The sequence below is a fragment of the Pseudoalteromonas sp. S16_S37 genome, assembly GCF_014694405.1.
Classification (GTDB): Bacteria; Pseudomonadota; Gammaproteobacteria; order Enterobacterales; family Alteromonadaceae; genus Pseudoalteromonas.
This window is the reverse complement of the sequence record NZ_JAAUWV010000012.1, coordinates 72,983-89,806: the sequence shown is the minus strand read 5'-3', so window position 1 is coordinate 89,806 and position 16,824 is coordinate 72,983. Positions and strand designations below refer to the sequence as shown.

The 16,824-nt window shown below is 41.2% G+C and carries 16 protein-coding genes and 1 tRNA gene; 7 read left to right on the top strand and 10 right to left on the bottom strand.

The genetic code is table 11. The annotated features are described in order from the left end of the window. Nucleotides 1-228: 228 nt before the first annotated feature. The 7 genes from HC733_RS08285 to rlmE all read right to left on the bottom strand — a co-directional run bounded on the left by HC733_RS08285 (nt 229) and on the right by rlmE (nt 6,525). Nucleotides 229-313 (bottom strand) — tRNA-Leu (locus tag HC733_RS08285). 64 nt (nt 314-377) lie between these two features. Continuing rightward, nucleotides 378-728 carry a preprotein translocase subunit SecG gene (gene secG / locus HC733_RS08280; protein WP_190364580.1) on the bottom strand — a complete coding sequence of 117 codons (351 nt, stop codon included), beginning with the start codon at nt 726-728 and terminating at the stop codon, nt 378-380. Nucleotide 729: 1 nt separating this feature from the next. Then, complete coding sequence (tpiA, locus tag HC733_RS08275; RefSeq protein WP_190364587.1) at nt 730-1,479, bottom strand: triose-phosphate isomerase; 750 nt, start codon at nt 1,477-1,479, stop codon at nt 730-732. Nucleotides 1,480-1,557: 78 nt separating this feature from the next. Continuing rightward, nucleotides 1,558-2,898, bottom strand: coding sequence for a phosphoglucosamine mutase (gene glmM / locus HC733_RS08270; protein WP_190364579.1), 1,341 nt, complete (start codon nt 2,896-2,898; stop codon nt 1,558-1,560). Next, nucleotides 2,895-3,743 (bottom strand): dihydropteroate synthase, encoded by an 849-nt coding sequence (folP, locus tag HC733_RS08265; RefSeq protein ID WP_190364578.1) that lies wholly within the window; start codon nt 3,741-3,743, stop codon nt 2,895-2,897. Before folP ends, glmM begins: the two co-directional genes overlap by 4 nt. A 149-nt stretch (nt 3,744-3,892) precedes the next feature. Continuing rightward, entirely contained in the window at nt 3,893-5,827 is a 1,935-nt protein-coding gene (gene ftsH / locus HC733_RS08260) for an ATP-dependent zinc metalloprotease FtsH (protein WP_190364577.1), read from the bottom strand. A gap of 68 nt (nt 5,828-5,895) precedes the next feature. Beyond that, entirely contained in the window at nt 5,896-6,525 is a 630-nt protein-coding gene (rlmE, locus tag HC733_RS08255) for a 23S rRNA (uridine(2552)-2'-O)-methyltransferase RlmE (protein ID WP_190364576.1), read from the bottom strand. Nucleotides 6,526-6,608: 83 nt separating this feature from the next. Here rlmE and yhbY point away from each other — a divergent pair, with 83 nt between their 5' ends. Beyond that, a complete protein-coding gene (gene yhbY / locus HC733_RS08250) occupies nt 6,609-6,905 on the top strand; it encodes a ribosome assembly RNA-binding protein YhbY (protein WP_190364575.1) in 297 nt (98 codons plus the stop codon). On the opposite strand, the gene HC733_RS08245 is transcribed toward yhbY, so the two are convergent. Beyond that, complete coding sequence (locus tag HC733_RS08245) at nt 6,902-8,068, bottom strand: serine hydrolase domain-containing protein (protein WP_190364574.1); 1,167 nt, start codon at nt 8,066-8,068, stop codon at nt 6,902-6,904. The genes yhbY and HC733_RS08245 overlap by 4 nt on opposite strands. 97 nt (nt 8,069-8,165) lie before the next feature. On the opposite strand from HC733_RS08245, the gene HC733_RS08240 reads away from it, so the two are divergent. From HC733_RS08240 to HC733_RS08220, 5 genes are all read left to right on the top strand, one after another. Beyond that, nucleotides 8,166-8,969 carry a hypothetical protein gene (locus HC733_RS08240; protein WP_190364573.1) on the top strand — a complete coding sequence of 268 codons (804 nt, stop codon included), beginning with the start codon at nt 8,166-8,168 and terminating at the stop codon, nt 8,967-8,969. Between the two features lie 72 nt (nt 8,970-9,041). After that, nucleotides 9,042-9,884 carry a MipA/OmpV family protein gene (locus tag HC733_RS08235; protein WP_190364572.1) on the top strand — a complete coding sequence of 281 codons (843 nt, stop codon included), beginning with the start codon at nt 9,042-9,044 and terminating at the stop codon, nt 9,882-9,884. 159 nt (nt 9,885-10,043) lie between these two features. After that, complete coding sequence (locus HC733_RS08230; protein WP_190364571.1) at nt 10,044-10,751, top strand: response regulator; 708 nt, start codon at nt 10,044-10,046, stop codon at nt 10,749-10,751. Between the two features lie 10 nt (nt 10,752-10,761). Then, the gene (locus tag HC733_RS08225) at nt 10,762-12,051 is read left to right on the top strand and encodes an ATP-binding protein (protein ID WP_190364570.1); all 1,290 of its coding nucleotides are present in this window, start codon (nt 10,762-10,764) and stop codon (nt 12,049-12,051) included. Between the two features lie 232 nt (nt 12,052-12,283). Continuing rightward, the gene (locus HC733_RS08220; protein ID WP_190364569.1) at nt 12,284-13,630 is read left to right on the top strand and encodes a sodium-dependent transporter; all 1,347 of its coding nucleotides are present in this window, start codon (nt 12,284-12,286) and stop codon (nt 13,628-13,630) included. A gap of 25 nt (nt 13,631-13,655) precedes the next feature. Here HC733_RS08220 and HC733_RS08215 read toward each other — a convergent pair whose 3' ends face one another. After that, a complete protein-coding gene (locus tag HC733_RS08215) occupies nt 13,656-14,108 on the bottom strand; it encodes a GNAT family N-acetyltransferase (protein ID WP_190364568.1) in 453 nt (150 codons plus the stop codon). Nucleotides 14,109-14,190: 82 nt separating this feature from the next. Next, nucleotides 14,191-14,934, bottom strand: a complete 744-nt coding sequence (locus HC733_RS08210) for a sporulation protein (RefSeq protein ID WP_190364567.1) — start codon at nt 14,932-14,934, stop codon at nt 14,191-14,193. Nucleotides 14,935-15,135: 201 nt separating this feature from the next. On the opposite strand from HC733_RS08210, the gene HC733_RS08205 reads away from it, so the two are divergent. Further along, nucleotides 15,136-16,707 carry a cation:proton antiporter family protein gene (locus HC733_RS08205; RefSeq protein WP_190364566.1) on the top strand — a complete coding sequence of 524 codons (1,572 nt, stop codon included), beginning with the start codon at nt 15,136-15,138 and terminating at the stop codon, nt 16,705-16,707. Nucleotides 16,708-16,824: the final 117 nt, after the last annotated feature.

Here is a 16,824-nt window from a genome sequence, read left to right as displayed (position 1 = left end):
TACGAAAATTGCGTCTAAGTTATTCATGCCCTTGTCCTTGGTAATCTTATGTTTCTTGGTCGAAAGATCTGATCACCACAAGGGCTTTTAGTTCATTTTCTTATGCGCAGCTCAGGTTAGTTAAGTGGACTGCTATAGAACTCACTCAAGCGCTACTCGCATAGCTCACCATCATTGATGATCATCAAGCATAAAAAAACCAGCCAAAAGGCTGGTTTTTTTTAAAGTTGGTGCGGATGGGGGGACTTGAACCCCCACGGCCGAAGCCACCACCCCCTCAAGATGGCGTGTCTACCAATTCCACCACATCCGCATTTTTCCGGCAATATGTTTGATTGAGGAATCAAACTACCGAGTAACTTAAGGTTACTATTCTATTAATTTGGTACGTCAGAGCTTTTATTATCTTCAGATGATGCTGGCACATCTGAAGCTGCAGGTGCAACTGTCGCCGCTGCTGGTGCTTCAAGGTTTTCCCACTCGTCGGTCTTTTTGATTTGACCTGCAGTTAGATTACCAAGCACGATGCTCAATACAAAAAATACCGTCGCCAAAATCGTGGTAGTTTTTGTCATAAAGTTACCAGCGCCAGATGAGCCAAATACCGTTGCTGATGCACCTGCACCAAACGATGAGCCCATATCTGCGCCTTTACCTTGTTGAATTAACACCATACCAATCAGTGCTAGAGCAACAATTAAGTAAACAACTAATAATATTTCGTACATTTTATACGTTCCCTACTGCACTATTGCAGACACTAATAAAAGCATCTTTTTTAAGACTCGCGCCGCCGATCAATCCGCCGTCGATATCTGCTTGTGCAAATAATGATTCACTATTTTTTTCATTTACACTACCACCATATAGGATGCGTAGCGAGCTTGCGACCTGCTCATCATAATCTTTGAGCATGTCACGAATAAACTTGTGTACCGCCTGTGCTTGCTCAGGTGTGGCTGTTTTACCAGTCCCTATAGCCCAAACGGGTTCGTATGCTATCACAGAATTATTTAGTGCTGCTATACCTAATTTGTTAATAACAGCATTTATTTGTCTAGCGACGACTTGTTCAGTTTCGCCAGCGTCACGCTCTGCTTCAGTTTCGCCCACACATAAAATTGGTGTTAAGCCAAACTGCTGTGCTTTAGCAAACTTCTCAGCAACTTGTTGGTCTGATTCGTTGAAGATACTACGTCTTTCAGAGTGCCCAACTAAAGTAAATGTTGCACCTAATTCGTGTGCAAGCTGTGCGTGAATTTCACCAGTATATGCGCCTGAATCAAACTCAGAGATAGTTTGAGTGCCGGAGGCAACACCATGTTTTACTACTTCACTAAGTAACAAAGCAGGTGGGAAGACTATTACATCTATGTTCAGGTCATTATACTTTTTAGCTTCGTTACAGATCTCAGAAACCAGCTCTAATGAGCCATTCATTTTCCAATTACCTGCAACTATTGGCTTACGCTGCGCCATACGATACTCCGCATCAGAAGCGGGTGAGATACTAACTTGACTCACCCTGATTTACAAGAAATAAAATAAAAAAGCAGACTAATTGCTCACAGATTCAACAACTTCAGCAATCTTAGTTGCAAAATCGATCACTTGCTTCTCTTGTTCTGCTTCAACCATGACTCTGATCACAGGTTCAGTGCCTGATTTTCTCAGTAACACACGACCTTTACCTGCTAGTTGCTGCTCTACGTGTGAAACAACCTGCTTAACAATTTCTTGCTCGGTTGGGTCATCACTGGTCGTATAACGAACATTGATCATTTTCATTGGGTATTTAGTAAAACCACTACCTAAGTCCTGTAATGTTTTGTTTTGAGAAACCATGGCAGCAAGAACTTGTAAGCTTGAAATAATACCGTCTCCAGTACAGATCAGATCTAAATTGAGCACATGACCAGAACTTTCGCCACCAATTGTCCAACCTTTTTGGCTGAGCAACTCCATAACATAGCGATCACCCACTTTACTGCGAGCAAACTGAATACCTTTAGCAAGTAATGCGTTTTCTAACCCCATGTTTGACATAACAGTACCGACAACCCCACCTTTAAGGGTGCCATTTGCATGCGCTAAACAAGCAATGATATAAACAATATCATCACCATCAAAAACATGACCTTTGTGATCAACCATCATGACGCGATCGCCATCACCATCATAAGCGATACCAACATCTGCTTTATGCTCTAGTACCTGACGCTTTAAACTATCAACATGTGTTGCACCACATTCATTATTAATGTTTAAGCCATTTGGTTCACAAGCATGACAAATAACCGTCGCGCCAAGTTCACGCATTACTGCAGGCGCTATGTGATAAGTTGCACCATTGGCGCAATCAAGCACTATTTTTAAGCCTTCAAGTGATAATTCTTTTGGGAATTGGCTCTTACAAAACTCGATATAGCGACCGTCTGCATTTTCAAGACGTCTTGCTTTACCTAACTTTTCAGAAGGCACGCAGGTCATCTCTTCATCCATCATAGCTTCAATTTCAAGCTCAACACTGTCGGCGAGCTTAAGACCATTACCACTAAAAAATTTGATACCATTATCATGGTATGGGTTGTGAGAGGCACTGATCACAATTCCAGCTTCAGCTCTGAACGTTTGCGTTAAATACGCTACGGCAGGCGTTGGCATCGGCCCAAGCAGAACGACATCAATACCAGCGGCAATTAAGCCTGCTTCTAAAGAAGTTTCTAACAAGTAACCAGATATCCGTGTATCTTTACCAATAATTACCTTTTTGGTGCCAGTTTTAGATAAAACTTTACCTGCAGCCCAACCTAATTTCAGCGCAAACTCAGGCGTAATTGGAAATTGTCCAACCAACCCTCGAACTCCATCTGTGCCAAAATACTTTCTCGTTGTCATATGGTTACTCCATTACACGCTGCATGCCATACATTTAGCACATCAGCAGTTTGTTGTACGTCATGAACACGTATGATATGTGCACCTTTTTGAGCACATATCAAAGCCCCTGCAAGGCTTGCAGCAAGGCGTTCATTAGTTTCTCTATTTAGTAAATTTCCAAACATCGACTTACGCGATAACCCGGCTAAAAGTGGTAAACCAAGGGATTGAAAACTTTCGAAATTACCAAGCAATTCGTAATTATGTACTAGGCTTTTACCAAAACCAAAGCCGGGGTCTAGAATTATGCGCTGCGCATCTATTCCATGCTTTTCGCATGCTAGCAATCGCATTGTGAAAAATGCCTTAATATCTGAAATTAAGTCATTATATGTGGGATTTTTCTGCATCGTTCTGGGCTGCCCTTGCATATGCATCAGGCATATAGCCACATCGGGGTAATCTGCAGCGACTTGTAATGCGCCAGGTTCTTGCAAAGCTCTAACGTCATTAATAATATCTGCACCCGCTTCAACCGCTTGGCGCATAACCTCAGCCTTGCTGGTATCAACCGAAATTACGCAGTCGCTGTTGCGGCGAATTTCTTCAATTACCGGAATAACACGCTTGAGTTCCTCTTGACACGCGACATCAGGCGCGCCTGGGCGAGTTGATTCTCCACCCACATCTAATATCGTTGCGCCTTGCTCTAGTAAAGATAAGGCCTGACTGACAGCGTTGTCAGTTCGATAATAATTTCCACCATCTGAAAAAGAGTCAGGAGTGACATTAACTATCCCCATTATCTGGGGTTTATCGAGACATAGTGCTCTGTCTCGAGGTAAACGAATTTTGGTCTTCATTGTTTTTACTCAACTTAGAGTAATACTAGCAAGCGCCAAACTAATCTGATTGGCGTATTTACATCATCCCAACCACTGGCAGCAACGTAATTAGGATAAGAAAAAGCCCCGTCTTAGCGGGGCTTTGAAATTATAGACTATTTTAACCGTTATTCGGGTCTATCATCAAGCTCAGAAGGACTTTGTGGCTTATCTACAGGCTTTTCTTCGCTAATAGGCGCCGATTTTTCCTGCTTTGGCTCTTTGTTCTCTGGCTTTCTATCGTGTGCGTCACGCGGTGGACGAACTTCTGTACGCGCCATCAAATCATCAATCTGGCCAGCATCAATCGTTTCGTACTTCATTAACGCATCTTTCATGCTGTGCAAAATATCCATGTTGTCTTTCAATATTTGCTCTGCGCGCTGATAGTTACGAGTAATAAAGTCTTTGATCTCGGCATCTATCAGCTTAGCTGTTTCATCTGACATACCAGCCATACGATGCGAGCCGCCACCCATGTACATTTCGCCATGTTCTTCAAGATACATTTGTGGTCCTAACTTGCTGCTTAGACCCCACTGCATGACCATCTTCTTCGCAATGTCTGTTGCACGCTCAATATCATTGCTTGCACCGGTAGTTACTTTATCTTCGCCATAAATAAGGGCTTCGGCGATACGACCACCATACAAACTCGATAGCATTGACTCTAAATGCTCTTTTGAGTGGCTAACACGGTCTTGCTCAGGTAGATACATAGTGACACCTAAAGCCCGACCACGAGGAATAATTGACACTTTATAAACTGGGTCATGCTCAGGAACCAAACGACCAACAATTGCATGCCCCGCTTCGTGATAAGCGGTCATTTCTTTTTCATGCTCACTCATCACCATTGACTTGCGCTCTGCGCCCATCATTATTTTATCTTTAGCTGCGTCAAATTCAGCCATGCTCACTTTGCGTTTGTTACCACGCGCCGCAAATAATGCTGCTTCGTTGACAAGGTTAGCTAAGTCTGCACCAGAAAATCCTGGTGTACCACGTGCAATCACCGAAGGCTCAACATTATCATCAAGCGGTACCTTGCGCATATGAACATTTAGAATCTGCTCACGACCACGAATGTCCGGTAAACCAACTACCACTTGACGGTCAAAACGACCAGGACGCAGTAAGGCAGGGTCTAATACATCTGGGCGGTTCGTTGCTGCAATCACAATGATACCTTCATTGCCTTCAAAACCGTCCATTTCAACAAGCATTTGGTTAAGCGTTTGCTCACGTTCGTCGTGACCACCGCCCATCCCAGCACCACGTTTTCGGCCTACGGCGTCAATCTCATCAATAAAGATGATACAAGGTGCAGCTTTTTTAGCTTGCTCGAACATATCACGAACTCGCGAAGCACCCACACCAACAAACATTTCAACAAAGTCAGAACCTGATATTGTAAAGAACGGAACTTTGGCTTCACCAGCAACCGCTTTCGCTAGCAACGTTTTACCAGTACCTGGAGGACCAACCATAAGAACGCCTTTGGGAATACTACCACCCAATTTTTGGAACTTAGACGGTTCACGTAAGAAGTCAACCAATTCAGTTACGTCTTCTTTAGCTTCGTCACATCCAGCAACATCAGCGAATGTAGTTTTAACTTGGTCTTCACTCATCAGGCGCGCTTTACTTTTACCAAAAGACATTGCGCCTTTGCCGCCACCGCCTTGCATTTGACGCATGAAGAAAATCCACACACCAATTAGCAGTAGCATTGGGAACCAAGAAATGAATATGTTTGCTAAGAAAGACTGTTCTTCAGGTGCAACACCTTTAACGTTCACATCATTCTTTAACAAATCATTGATTAGGTCTTCATCATACATAGGCATGATAGTTTGAAAACGCTCACCATTTCCTTTCATACCAGTAATAGTGCCTGAGGAACGATCGATATTAACATCTCTCACCGCCCCGCTGCGCACATCTTTTACAAATTGCGTGTAACTGGTTTGACGATCTGAAAGATCGCCACTATTGAAGCTCTGAAAAACAGTCATAAGCACAACAGCTATAACTAACCAGAGTATTAAATTCTTCGCCATATCGCTCAAGGAGTTAACCTCTTGTATCCAAAATTATTTAAAATCGACTTTAATGCCTTTCAACTGTACTACAGTTTGTAACCTGTCGCCACTATATATACTTCACGGGAGCGTGGTCGAGACGCTTTTGGCTTTCTAATTTTAACCACGTTAAAACATTTACGAACTTCTTGCACAAACTGATCAAACCCCTCCCCTTGGAAAACTTTAACTGTAAATGCACCATTTTTACTCAGTACTTGATGGCACATCTCTAGCGCCAACTCTACTAAGTACATACTACCAGCTTGGTCGGTAGACATATTGCCGCTCATGTTTGGTGCCATGTCTGAAAAAACAACATCAATGGTTTTGCCACCAATACGCTGAAGCAACGCGTTAAGCACCGCTTCTTCACGGAAGTCACCTTGTAAAAAATCCACCCCCGCTAGGGAGTCCATAGGTAAAATATCACAAGCGATAACTTGCCCATTATCCCCTACTTGTTCAGCTAAATACTGTGACCAACTTCCTGGTGCCGCGCCCAAATCAACCACACTCATGCCTGGTTTAATTAACTTGTCACGCTGTTGAATTTCTTCCAACTTAAAAATTGCTCGAGAGCGGAATCCGCGTTTTTGTGCCTCATGGACGTATGGATCGTCTACATGTTCCTTTAACCAGCGTTTTGAGCTCGCTGAGTGCTTTTTATTTGCCATATTAACTGCAACTCATTAGTAATATTGTCTAGATGGCGGTAGAATACTAGAATTCAAGCCCACATTTAGTAAATTGTACCAATATGACTTTATCAAATAAACAAAAGCAGTATCTTAAAGGATTAGCACATCCACTTAAACCAGTAGTTTTACTCGGTGCAAATGGTTTAACCGAAGGTGTTTTAGTTGAAATTGTTCAATGTTTAGACATCCATGAACTTATTAAAGTAAAAGTGCCAACTAACGATCGTGAAACAAAACAGCTTATTTTTGACGCAATCGTACGCGAAACTGGCGCTCACAAAGTTCAAACTATCGGTCATACCATAGTTCTGTACCGTCAAAGCGAAGAGAAAAAGATCCAACTACCACGTTCTTAACTTTCTTTGTTTGCGCCATTGCTTTGCTGTGGTGGCGCCGCTCTGTACATTTCAATGACTTGTGAAATAAAATCAGTCGTCAACTCGTTTATTACGCCACTTTCCGCATTCAATAACAGACTAAAACCAACATTTAAGGCTGGGATCACAACGACATCTGTTCGATATCCTTGTACCCAACCACTGTGATACATTAAATGTTCACCGTCATAGTCGTAGATACGCCAACCTAAACCATAAAATGCTTCATTTAAGTGTTCTCGCCATATCCTGCGACGCAGCTCTCGCTTTGTATGAGTATATGGACGACTTTGAATCGTCAAAGCGTCAAGTGACAACACATCTGGATAAACGCCTAGTTGAGCTTTTAACCATTGCACCATATCTGCCGCGCTTGCGTTAATACCAGCTGCTGGTGCGACCTTATAATAATGAGGTTTAAGTTTAGCGGTATGCCAACGTTTCCGCCCGAGCACGTGCGGCAAAGCATAATTGTCATCTCTTTGCATGTTGTCTATACCTACGCCCCCATCTCTCATACTTAATGGTTTGAATATAAACTCAACCAACCAACGCTCATAGGGCATTCCGGTGGCATTTAGGATCACATCAGATATCAGACTAAACATGGCGTTTTGGTAGCCATAACATTGCCCAGGTGTACATATTCTGTCTACTTGAATCAAACGTTCAATGATTTCATCATAAGGCATTCTAGATTCAATGAGATTATCGTAAGCATTTGGAACTAAGCCACTCGAATGACTCAGTAAATGATAAATTTTTAACGATTGATAATCGGTGTTTGCAACGTACGGCAGATATTTACTTACATAATCATCAACATGAAAGTAATCTTGACTTGCCAACTTTGCAGTCAATGAGCCAGCGAATGTCTTCGATACTGAAGCTAAACGAAAGCGGGTATTTTTGTTTACACTTAGTCCTTTATGTACCTGAGTTTTACCAATACCCGTAGCTAAGTCGCCGAAATCAGCATGTACAATACTTAAAGCCGCGCCTGGAATTGATTTTTCTTTTAGTTTTCGCTCAACTTGCTTAGAATAGCTGTTCAAAAATTGGTGCCACTGCTGCTTTGCGTCTTCTAATGCATGGACTTTTGTCGTAAATAGCCAAAATACAACAACAACTAAATACTTCATAATTACTCTATAAACTCGAATTCATTGAAGTTTATCACGAAGTTTAGGGTCGTTTGTATTGCCAATTAATACTTTAATTACAATTTGAGGTACTTGGATGCGTTTTTTACTTATATTTTTCACAATGGCTTTATCTTTTGGTTGTTCGTTAACACCAAAGATGGCACCTAAACTTAATGTGCCATCAAAGCCAATATTAAGTAAAGAAATCTACCAACTTAGCTATAGTACAGAACTAGATTCAGCCAGAATCAAGTCAGTTCAATTGCCAGCTCACCCAATAGAGAAAAATAATACCGTACGTATTGTTGCAGACAAAGTTGCGATGACCGACACCTTGAAATCTCATTTAGAGCAAGCTTTGCAAAAGCAAGGCTTAAAGGTCGTTGAAAAGCATGGTGCAGATTACGTTCTTAATATACATCAGCTAGATTTAACCTTTGGGCCAGACAAAACCTATGTGTTAAATCAGCCTAAATCATCCCATGCACTTTACAAATTAGTGACGCAAAAGGCGCCTAGTTATCAATGCAGTAATATCGTAGCAAGCGTGAGTATGCGTTTAACTCATATTGCATCATCCGATGTAATTTGGTTTGCAAAATCGTCTATCGATAGTGCTAGCTTCCAAGGTATTCCTTTACAGTTTAGCTATACCAAAGAGCAAAAAATTACAAATGAGCATGATGTGCTGGCTTTTATTGTGGAGCAAAATAGTGAACAAGCTAGAATTGCACGAGCTGAAGAGCCAGTAACAATTCCTCAATATATTGTTGAAGATGTTATCAGCGGACCAGAAAAGTCCTCAGGGGCTTGTAGCGCAACTGAAGTGAGTGCACTGAGCAGCGCAATGCATCAAAAGCTAAGCTCAATATTAATAGATAAAATCAACGTACTTTAATACAACACTTTTTTACAGTTCAAAAAAACAATCTCAATATAATATTCACCAACCGTCTTGTTGGTGAATATTATGTCGAGAGTTATATTACTTGCATTACTCTATTTTTCTCTGTCAGTCCCATCGTATGCAAGTAACCGTCTATACGCAGACAACGCTTTACAACCCAGTGATGAGTTTTACTATGATGTTAGCCTAGGATTTGGGCTCGCTTTTGATGATTCCTACCTTGTTGGCTCAGACGCTTATCAAGATGGTGTCGATTTATTTAATATAAACATATCAGCAACTTATGGTAACTGGTACTTAGACGTAGATCACAGCCAACTCACTGGTGGCTTCATAATTGGATACAGCCTGATTGATAAATATAGCTGGGGCGTAGACTTGGTATTGACTCAAGCGCAAGATGGTTTTAGTGAAAATGGTTTTGATCTATACAGCTCAAACGATATTCCGGAACTCAAGGGGATCAATGAACGCAAGTTTGACTTAACCGCTGGGTTTCGTTTAAGCAGACGCTACGGCAATAACAGCCAATTGTCATTTGAATTTTTGCAAGATATCAGCAGTACACATAACGGTTGGATAATAAGTGCTTTTTATAGCAAGATCATTCCTTGGCGTAATTGGGAGTTTAGAAGTGCGATTGGCGTTAACCTATATTCAGATGATTTTACCGATTATTATTTTGGCATTACCCCAGAAGAACAAGCAGACAATCGCCCTGTTTACAGTCCTCAAGGTGCAAATAATGTTGTTTATGAATTCCATGCTGAGTATCCAATCAATGAAGACTGGGTATTTTTAACAGGGTGGATGTCAACGTGGTTTTCTGATCAAATTTATCACAGCCCCATTGTTCGTCAGAATCACCAACACAAAGCCAAGTTTGGTGTGCGCTACGTTTTTTAATGTATATTCAGGTTAAGCAAAAATTAAAAAAAGGTCGATATACCTAAATAAATACAGGGTATTGACCTACCTAATAATAAGTGACAGTGATGTATTACTCAGGCAGAATCAAAGGTCTCTATCATCGCTACTAGAATCATCAATAAGTTGGAGATAAATATGGATAATTACGGCACGATTTTACTGGTAGAAGATGACGAATCTCTCTCACAGTGGGTAGCCGATTACTTAAATAATCAGGGTTATACAACACACGTGTGTGAGCGAGGCGATCGGGTCGTCGCAATGGTTAAATCACTCACCCCTGATATTGTCTTATTAGATGTTATGTTGCCAGGCCAAGACGGGATAAGTGTTTGTCGTGAGCTGCGACAATTTTATCAAAAGCCTATCGTGATGCTCACTGCAAAAGATGAAGAAATGGATGAGGTTATTGGCTTAGAGGTAGGTGCAAGTGATTACGTAATCAAGCCAGTAAGACCAAGAGCTCTACTTGCAAGGATCAAAGCGATGTTAAGAGCGTCTAATGAAGCGATGTCGAGCAATAATGCCGACGATAATGCGATTCGAGTTGGAAACTTAAGCATTGATACACAAGCGCGCAAAGTACTTTTACATGGTGAAGAAGTTAATATTTCCAGTGCAGAGTATTTGCTACTACATTTTTTAGCCTCCAATGCGGGAGAAGTCGTGTCGCGCGATGCTGTATTTAAAGCCACAAAAGGCAGAGAGTACGATGGTTTAGACCGCAGTGTAGACGTGTTGATCTCAGCGCTTAGAAAGAAATTTAATGATGACCCTCAACATCCAGAAAAGATTAAAACTATCTGGGGTAAAGGTTACCTAATGGTTCCTAGCGCATGGTAAAGGCCTTAGCGTGAGAAAGCTCTATATTTACTTACTCACTAGTGCGTTAGTATCCATTGTAGTACTTGGTTGGCTCATAGATATTTTCAGCGAACAAACACTAGAAACTGATAATCACTTTGGCTGGCAAAGTACACTAGCTGGAGGAGCGGCAAAGCAAGTAGCTAGACAGGCTCTAGAGCAAAGAGCTGATTATATTGAGACCTTAAGTACAGACTATGAGCTAGAAATCAGTTACAAAAGAGGCGATACGCTGGCGGTTCCTTCCGAGCTTAAAGCTCAAATGTTAACTAACAAGGGGCTGGTATTAGAAGACCAACAAGGGTTTTATTTATTGAAAACCAATCAAGACCTTCTCCCCGACTACTTAGAACTCCGTCTAGCCAAACCCCCAGAGCAAAGAGACAGCGATGCGCTACTCACGCTGCTTTTCTATGCTGGGGTATGCACATTTATGTGGTTTATTCTATCACCACTAGCTAAACGACTGTCTATCCTTACCGATGCTGCTAAACAGTTTGCCAGCGGTAATTTCAGCGCAAGGATCGCAACAGACAAATTTACCTACATTAAAGATGTAGAGCTGACTTTTAATCGCATGGCTAGCCAAATCGAAAAACTGCTCGCAGAAAATAAGCTATTGGCTTCTAGTTTATCCCACGATATACGTACTCCTGTGGCTTGCCTTCGCTTTGGCCTTGACGCGGCATTAGATGAGGGAGATATAAGTAAAGTACACAATCTGTTGACTAGAATGGAAAAAGACTTAGATCAGATGGAAGATATGCTGGCAAGTTACTTATCTTTTGCAACGCTTGAACAAAAGTCTCATCTGCTCAAATTTGAACAAGCATCAGCCAGCGAGTACTTCCCTGCATTAATTGAACAAGTTGCGCCTAAATTTCAAAGCGCAAAAATAAATATCGAGCACGAAATAGAACCTTCGTTATTTATTCATGCAGATTTACACTGGTTAGCGCGCGCAGTCACTAACTTACTCAGTAACGCCGCAGATTTTGCCAACCTAACCGTGCTTGTAAGAGTCAACAGTGATGGGCAAAATATCCATATTCGCATAGAAGATGACGGGCCAGGTATCGCACCGCAAAACTGGCATAAAGTGTTTAGCCCTTTTTTTCAAGAGCAATCTCATCGCAATCGAGCGCAAAAAAGCTATGGTTTGGGCCTTGCTATCGTTGCCAAAGTAGTCGATTGGCACCACGGGAAGGCATCGGTGTCTCACTCTGAGATTTTAGGCGGGGCTAAATTCACGTTAATTTTGCCTTGTAAAGCACGGTGAGCAGCGTAAAGTAATACTCACACTTAGTTGATGCTCGGCCGTTAATCTACTGAAAAGACATAAGGTTCTTCTAAGCACCGGTTTGTTGCTTTGGAGAGTTTAAGTTACAAACAACTAACAACAAAAAAGTTGCGCTAGATCATGGCATTCTAATGACAATTAGCGCTTTTTATTTGCCTTTATTTACAGTAGATTGTCAGCCGCCGTAAAAAAATAGAGAAGTATAAATAATATGAGCAGTGTGCGCGGAGAATTTAGTTCTCGCTTTGGATTCATCATGGCAGCAGCTGGATCTGCTGTAGGTTTAGGTAATATTTGGGGCTTTCCCACCCAAACAGCAAGTAATGGCGGAGCAGCTTTTGTATTCGTTTATTTAGTGCTTGCGTTTTGTTTAGCCTACCCTGCACTTATGGCTGAATTGGTTATTGGTCGGTACGGTCAGGCTAATGCCGTATCTTCATTACAAAAATTATCCAATAATCCATTTAATAAACGCTTTGCATTTGCTGTTGGTTTTGGCGGTATTATATGTGCTGGCTTAATTTTGAGCTTTTATGCAATTGTCGCTGGGTGGATGTTTAGCGCAACCCTAGAGCCAATAGCTCAATTTTCGAGTTTGTCTGACACTGCTAAATGGCTAAATAGTCAATCGCTGGCACGCGATCTGATTTTTACTGCTTTATTTATCCTTTTGACTATTTCAATCATCAGTAAAGGGGTAGAAAACGGGATAGAAAAATGGTCAAAACGTTTGATGCCCGCACTTTTAGGGATCCTATTTCTACTTATTGCTTACGTGCTAATGCAAGATGGTGCCAGTGAAGGTTTGAAGGCATATTTAGTGCCTGATTTTTCATCTATTTTAAACCCTGAGTTACTCGTAAGCGCATTAGGTCAGGCATTTTTCTCGTTGTCTTTGGGTACCAGTGTCATGATCATTTATGGATCTTACATTAGCAAACAAGAAAATCTTGTTTCATTAGGCGCCTATGTGACCTTGATCGATGTATTTATCGCATTTGTCGCTGGTTTACTCATTATTCCAGCTATGTATGTAGCGCAAGCTCAAGGTGTTGAAATATTTAGTGCAAGTGGTCAATTGCTTTCAGAAGATACTTTGGTATTTCAGGTCTTACCGGCTTTATTTGAAAGTATGGGCGATGTAGGTCTGTTTGTTGGTTTTGCATTTTTCGCGCTAATGAGCATTGCTGCGTTAACCTCATCTATTTCAATGCTTGAAGCCCCTGTATCATATGCAGTCGAACGATTTGCCTTATCACGTTTACAAGCCACTTGGATTATCGGTGGGCTGATCTCTTTGATAAGCTTTACTATTATATTCAATTTCAGTAGCTTATTTGGCTTTATTGTCAGTTTAACCACCCAATTTGGGCAACCGCTGATTGGCATGTTGTGCTGTATATTTGTGGGTTGGATCTGGAGCAGAAATAAGTTATTGATAGAAATAAAAAATGGCTATGAAGACGCAGAAAACAGCCTATTTTGGAAAATATGGCCTTGGTACATCAAGTTTGTATGCCCGCTAGCCATTGCTTTGGTGTTTATACACTCTCAATAACTTAATAAAAAAGAGCACTTGTAGGTTAAACAAGTGCTCTTTTTAATCTCATATCCTGATGAGGGATACCATCTTCTAAATATTCTTCTCCTTCACAAATAAACCCTAGTGAGTGGTAAAACGGCACTAGATAAACTTGAGCTGACAAGACGATGTCACTATCTGAAAAGTGCGCTTCACACACAGCGAGCGCTTTTGACATCAACTCTTTAGCAAGACCTCTGCCGCGTTCACTTTTGACTATTAACACTCTACCAATTGCACATTCGCTGGCTGATTTTTCATACACACGCGCATAAGCACAGATCGCGTTGTGTTCAATCAAAATAAGATGTTTAGTTTGACTTTGCCTATCCGTTTCGTCTAATTCTGGATAAGGGCATTGTTGTTCAACTACAAAGATATCAACGCGCGCTTTTAACAACTCAAATAACATGTTTGTATCAAGATCAGAAAATGCTTTTACCACCCATTGCATAGATAGCTCCTGTATAAGTATTTGGATACGAAGATAAAAAAGCCCAGAGATCTGGGCATATGAAGAATGTGTTTAGTTTAGGTTAGGCAAACAAGCGTTCTAACTGATCACACAATTGCGATAAATTCACTTGGTCATGTTCAATCGTTAAGTCAACATATCCATCGCCTCTGAAAGACCTGTCTAACTCAATCAAAACATGCGTTCGATGCGCTTCAGGGACAAATGAAAGCTCTACTTCTTGAATGCCAAACAGCGATTTACTCAAAGGCCTGTATTCAAGCTCTTGATAACACCCTGAAACGGTATGAAAGTTGCTCGCTCGTAAGTGACCTCTTTCTACGTCGGACTTAACCAGTCCAAAACCCAGTTTTTCCATCGCGAGCATGCATGTTTTTATCGCATCATTTGGGTAAATATGAAGCGTATCGCGATCGGTTGGGTCGAGTGCTAAATCTATGTCTAATCCAGTTTCAAGCCACACATGACAGTGATTATAACCAGCTTTGAGTTCTGTAATGGGAGTTTCTGAATGAAGTCTCGCTTCAAATGGGATCACTTTGCTTTGATTTGCATCAATCGCAAACCGCTCACCTATTTTCCACTTTTCAATTACGTGGTTCACGAAATAATGACCGTCATCGTTTTCCATTTTTACACGAGTCATCAATGCCATTTCCAAGCCCATGACCTCTTGACTAACGTCGCCACCTTGAATGATTATTTTGGCTTGAAATATCTGTCCTGGATACAAATGTTCAGTTTCTAATACCGTATCTACTTTTGCCGCACCGATACCAACAGATGCGAGAATTCTTTTAAACATTACTTCTCCTGTAAGAATGTTCCGTTAGCGCATCTTAACCACATTTTTCGAAGCTTGTCAGCGAAAATTTACCTTATCGCCGACATTATTGACGTATTGTCTCAAAATCTACTGCATTTACCGCTTGAAGAATAAATTTTCAATTTATAAATCAGATAGTTCTGATACACTGAAATTAGGTAGAATCAATACATATATGCTATGGAACTTTTGTTTTTTGCAGCCGCATTTGCGTGTGGTTTTTCGGTATACCAATTAAAGCTGCCACCGCTGATAGGCTTTTTGATGGCAGGGTTCATTCTAAACCTACTGGGTTATAGAAGCACAGAGCTGTTAAACCAACTGGCTGATTTAGGTGTAACCTTATTACTGTTTAGCATCGGCCTTAAGCTGAAAGTTGGTAACCTAGTAAAGGCGCAAGTATGGGCGCCCGCTACCTTACACATTGTATTAAGCAGTACTTTCTTTGCTGCGCTGTTGTTACTACTTGGTTCAATGAGCCTTCCATTGTTTACCGATTTATCAATGTCTAGCGCGCTATTAGTTGGTTTCGCATTTAGCTTTTCCAGTACCGTCTTTGCGGTAAAAGTATTAGAAGAGCGAGGTGAAATGGCCAGTTTACACGGGAAAATTTCTATCGGTATATTAGTTATGCAAGACATTTTTGCCGTGGTGTTTTTAGCAATCAGTACAGGTAAAGCGCCTAATATCTGGGCGCTCGTACTGTTAGTTGCTTTACCGATATTTAGACCTGTTATGCTATGGGTGCTCAACCGTTCAAAACACGGCGAGTTACTCCCTCTATTTGGCTTTTTCTTCGCTTTAGTGGTTGGTTATCATGCATTTGAATTTGCGGGACTAAAAGGGGATTTAGGCGCACTCATTATTGGTATGCTCTTTGCCCCACATAAAAAAGCAGGGGAATTATCTAAGTCTTTAATGAACTTAAAAGACGTATTGTTGGTTGGATTCTTTTTAAACATTGGCTTGAATGCAAGTATGAGCCTCGATGCGTTACTTATTGCATGCTTACTCACACTCGTACTACCGATTAAAGTTTGTTTCTACTATGTACTCACTAACTTATTCAGACTACGTGCTAGGACTTCATTGCTCAGCGCCTTCACGTTAGCCAACTACAGCGAGTTTGGGCTGATTGTATGCGCGGTGGCAGCAAGTAGTGGCGTTATAGCAGCAGATTGGTTAGCTGTGGTTGCCATAGCCGTATCGATCACTTTCGTACTCGCCTCACCACTTAACAAACGCGCCAATGGTATCTATGTCAAACTCGAGCCATTTTTGCTTAAGTTTGAAAGCAGCAAACGCCTAGAAGAAGAGCTCCCCGTTAATTTAACTGACACACGCATTGTGATATTTGGTATGGGTCGAATTGGCACAGGTGCATACGAAACCATTGAAGCAACGCATCCAGGTTCTATCGCAGGTATTGATATAAAACCTGAAGTAGTAGACAAACACGTACAAAGAGGCCGTCGAGTATTACTAGCCGATGCGACCGACCCTGACTTCTGGCAGCGTGTAAACCACTCTCATGTTGATATGGTTATGCTTGCGATGCCAAAACACATGCAGAACATTTATGCGCTTGAACAGCTAAAAGCTTCTGGCTTTAAAGGTCAAGTGACTGCTATCGCCAATTACCCAGATCAGCAAAAAGAACTTGAAGAAATGGGAGTTAATTTTACTTATAACTTCTATTTAGAGGCAGGTAGTGGCTTTGCTGAGCACGTAAAACAAAATTTATTTTCTTAATTTACACACTTATTCTCAGTACCATAAAAGGTACTGAGAATTATTTTTATTTGATCATCAATATCTTACTTCTAGATGTCCAAACTATTCAAATAAACCATTCCTAAATGACACATT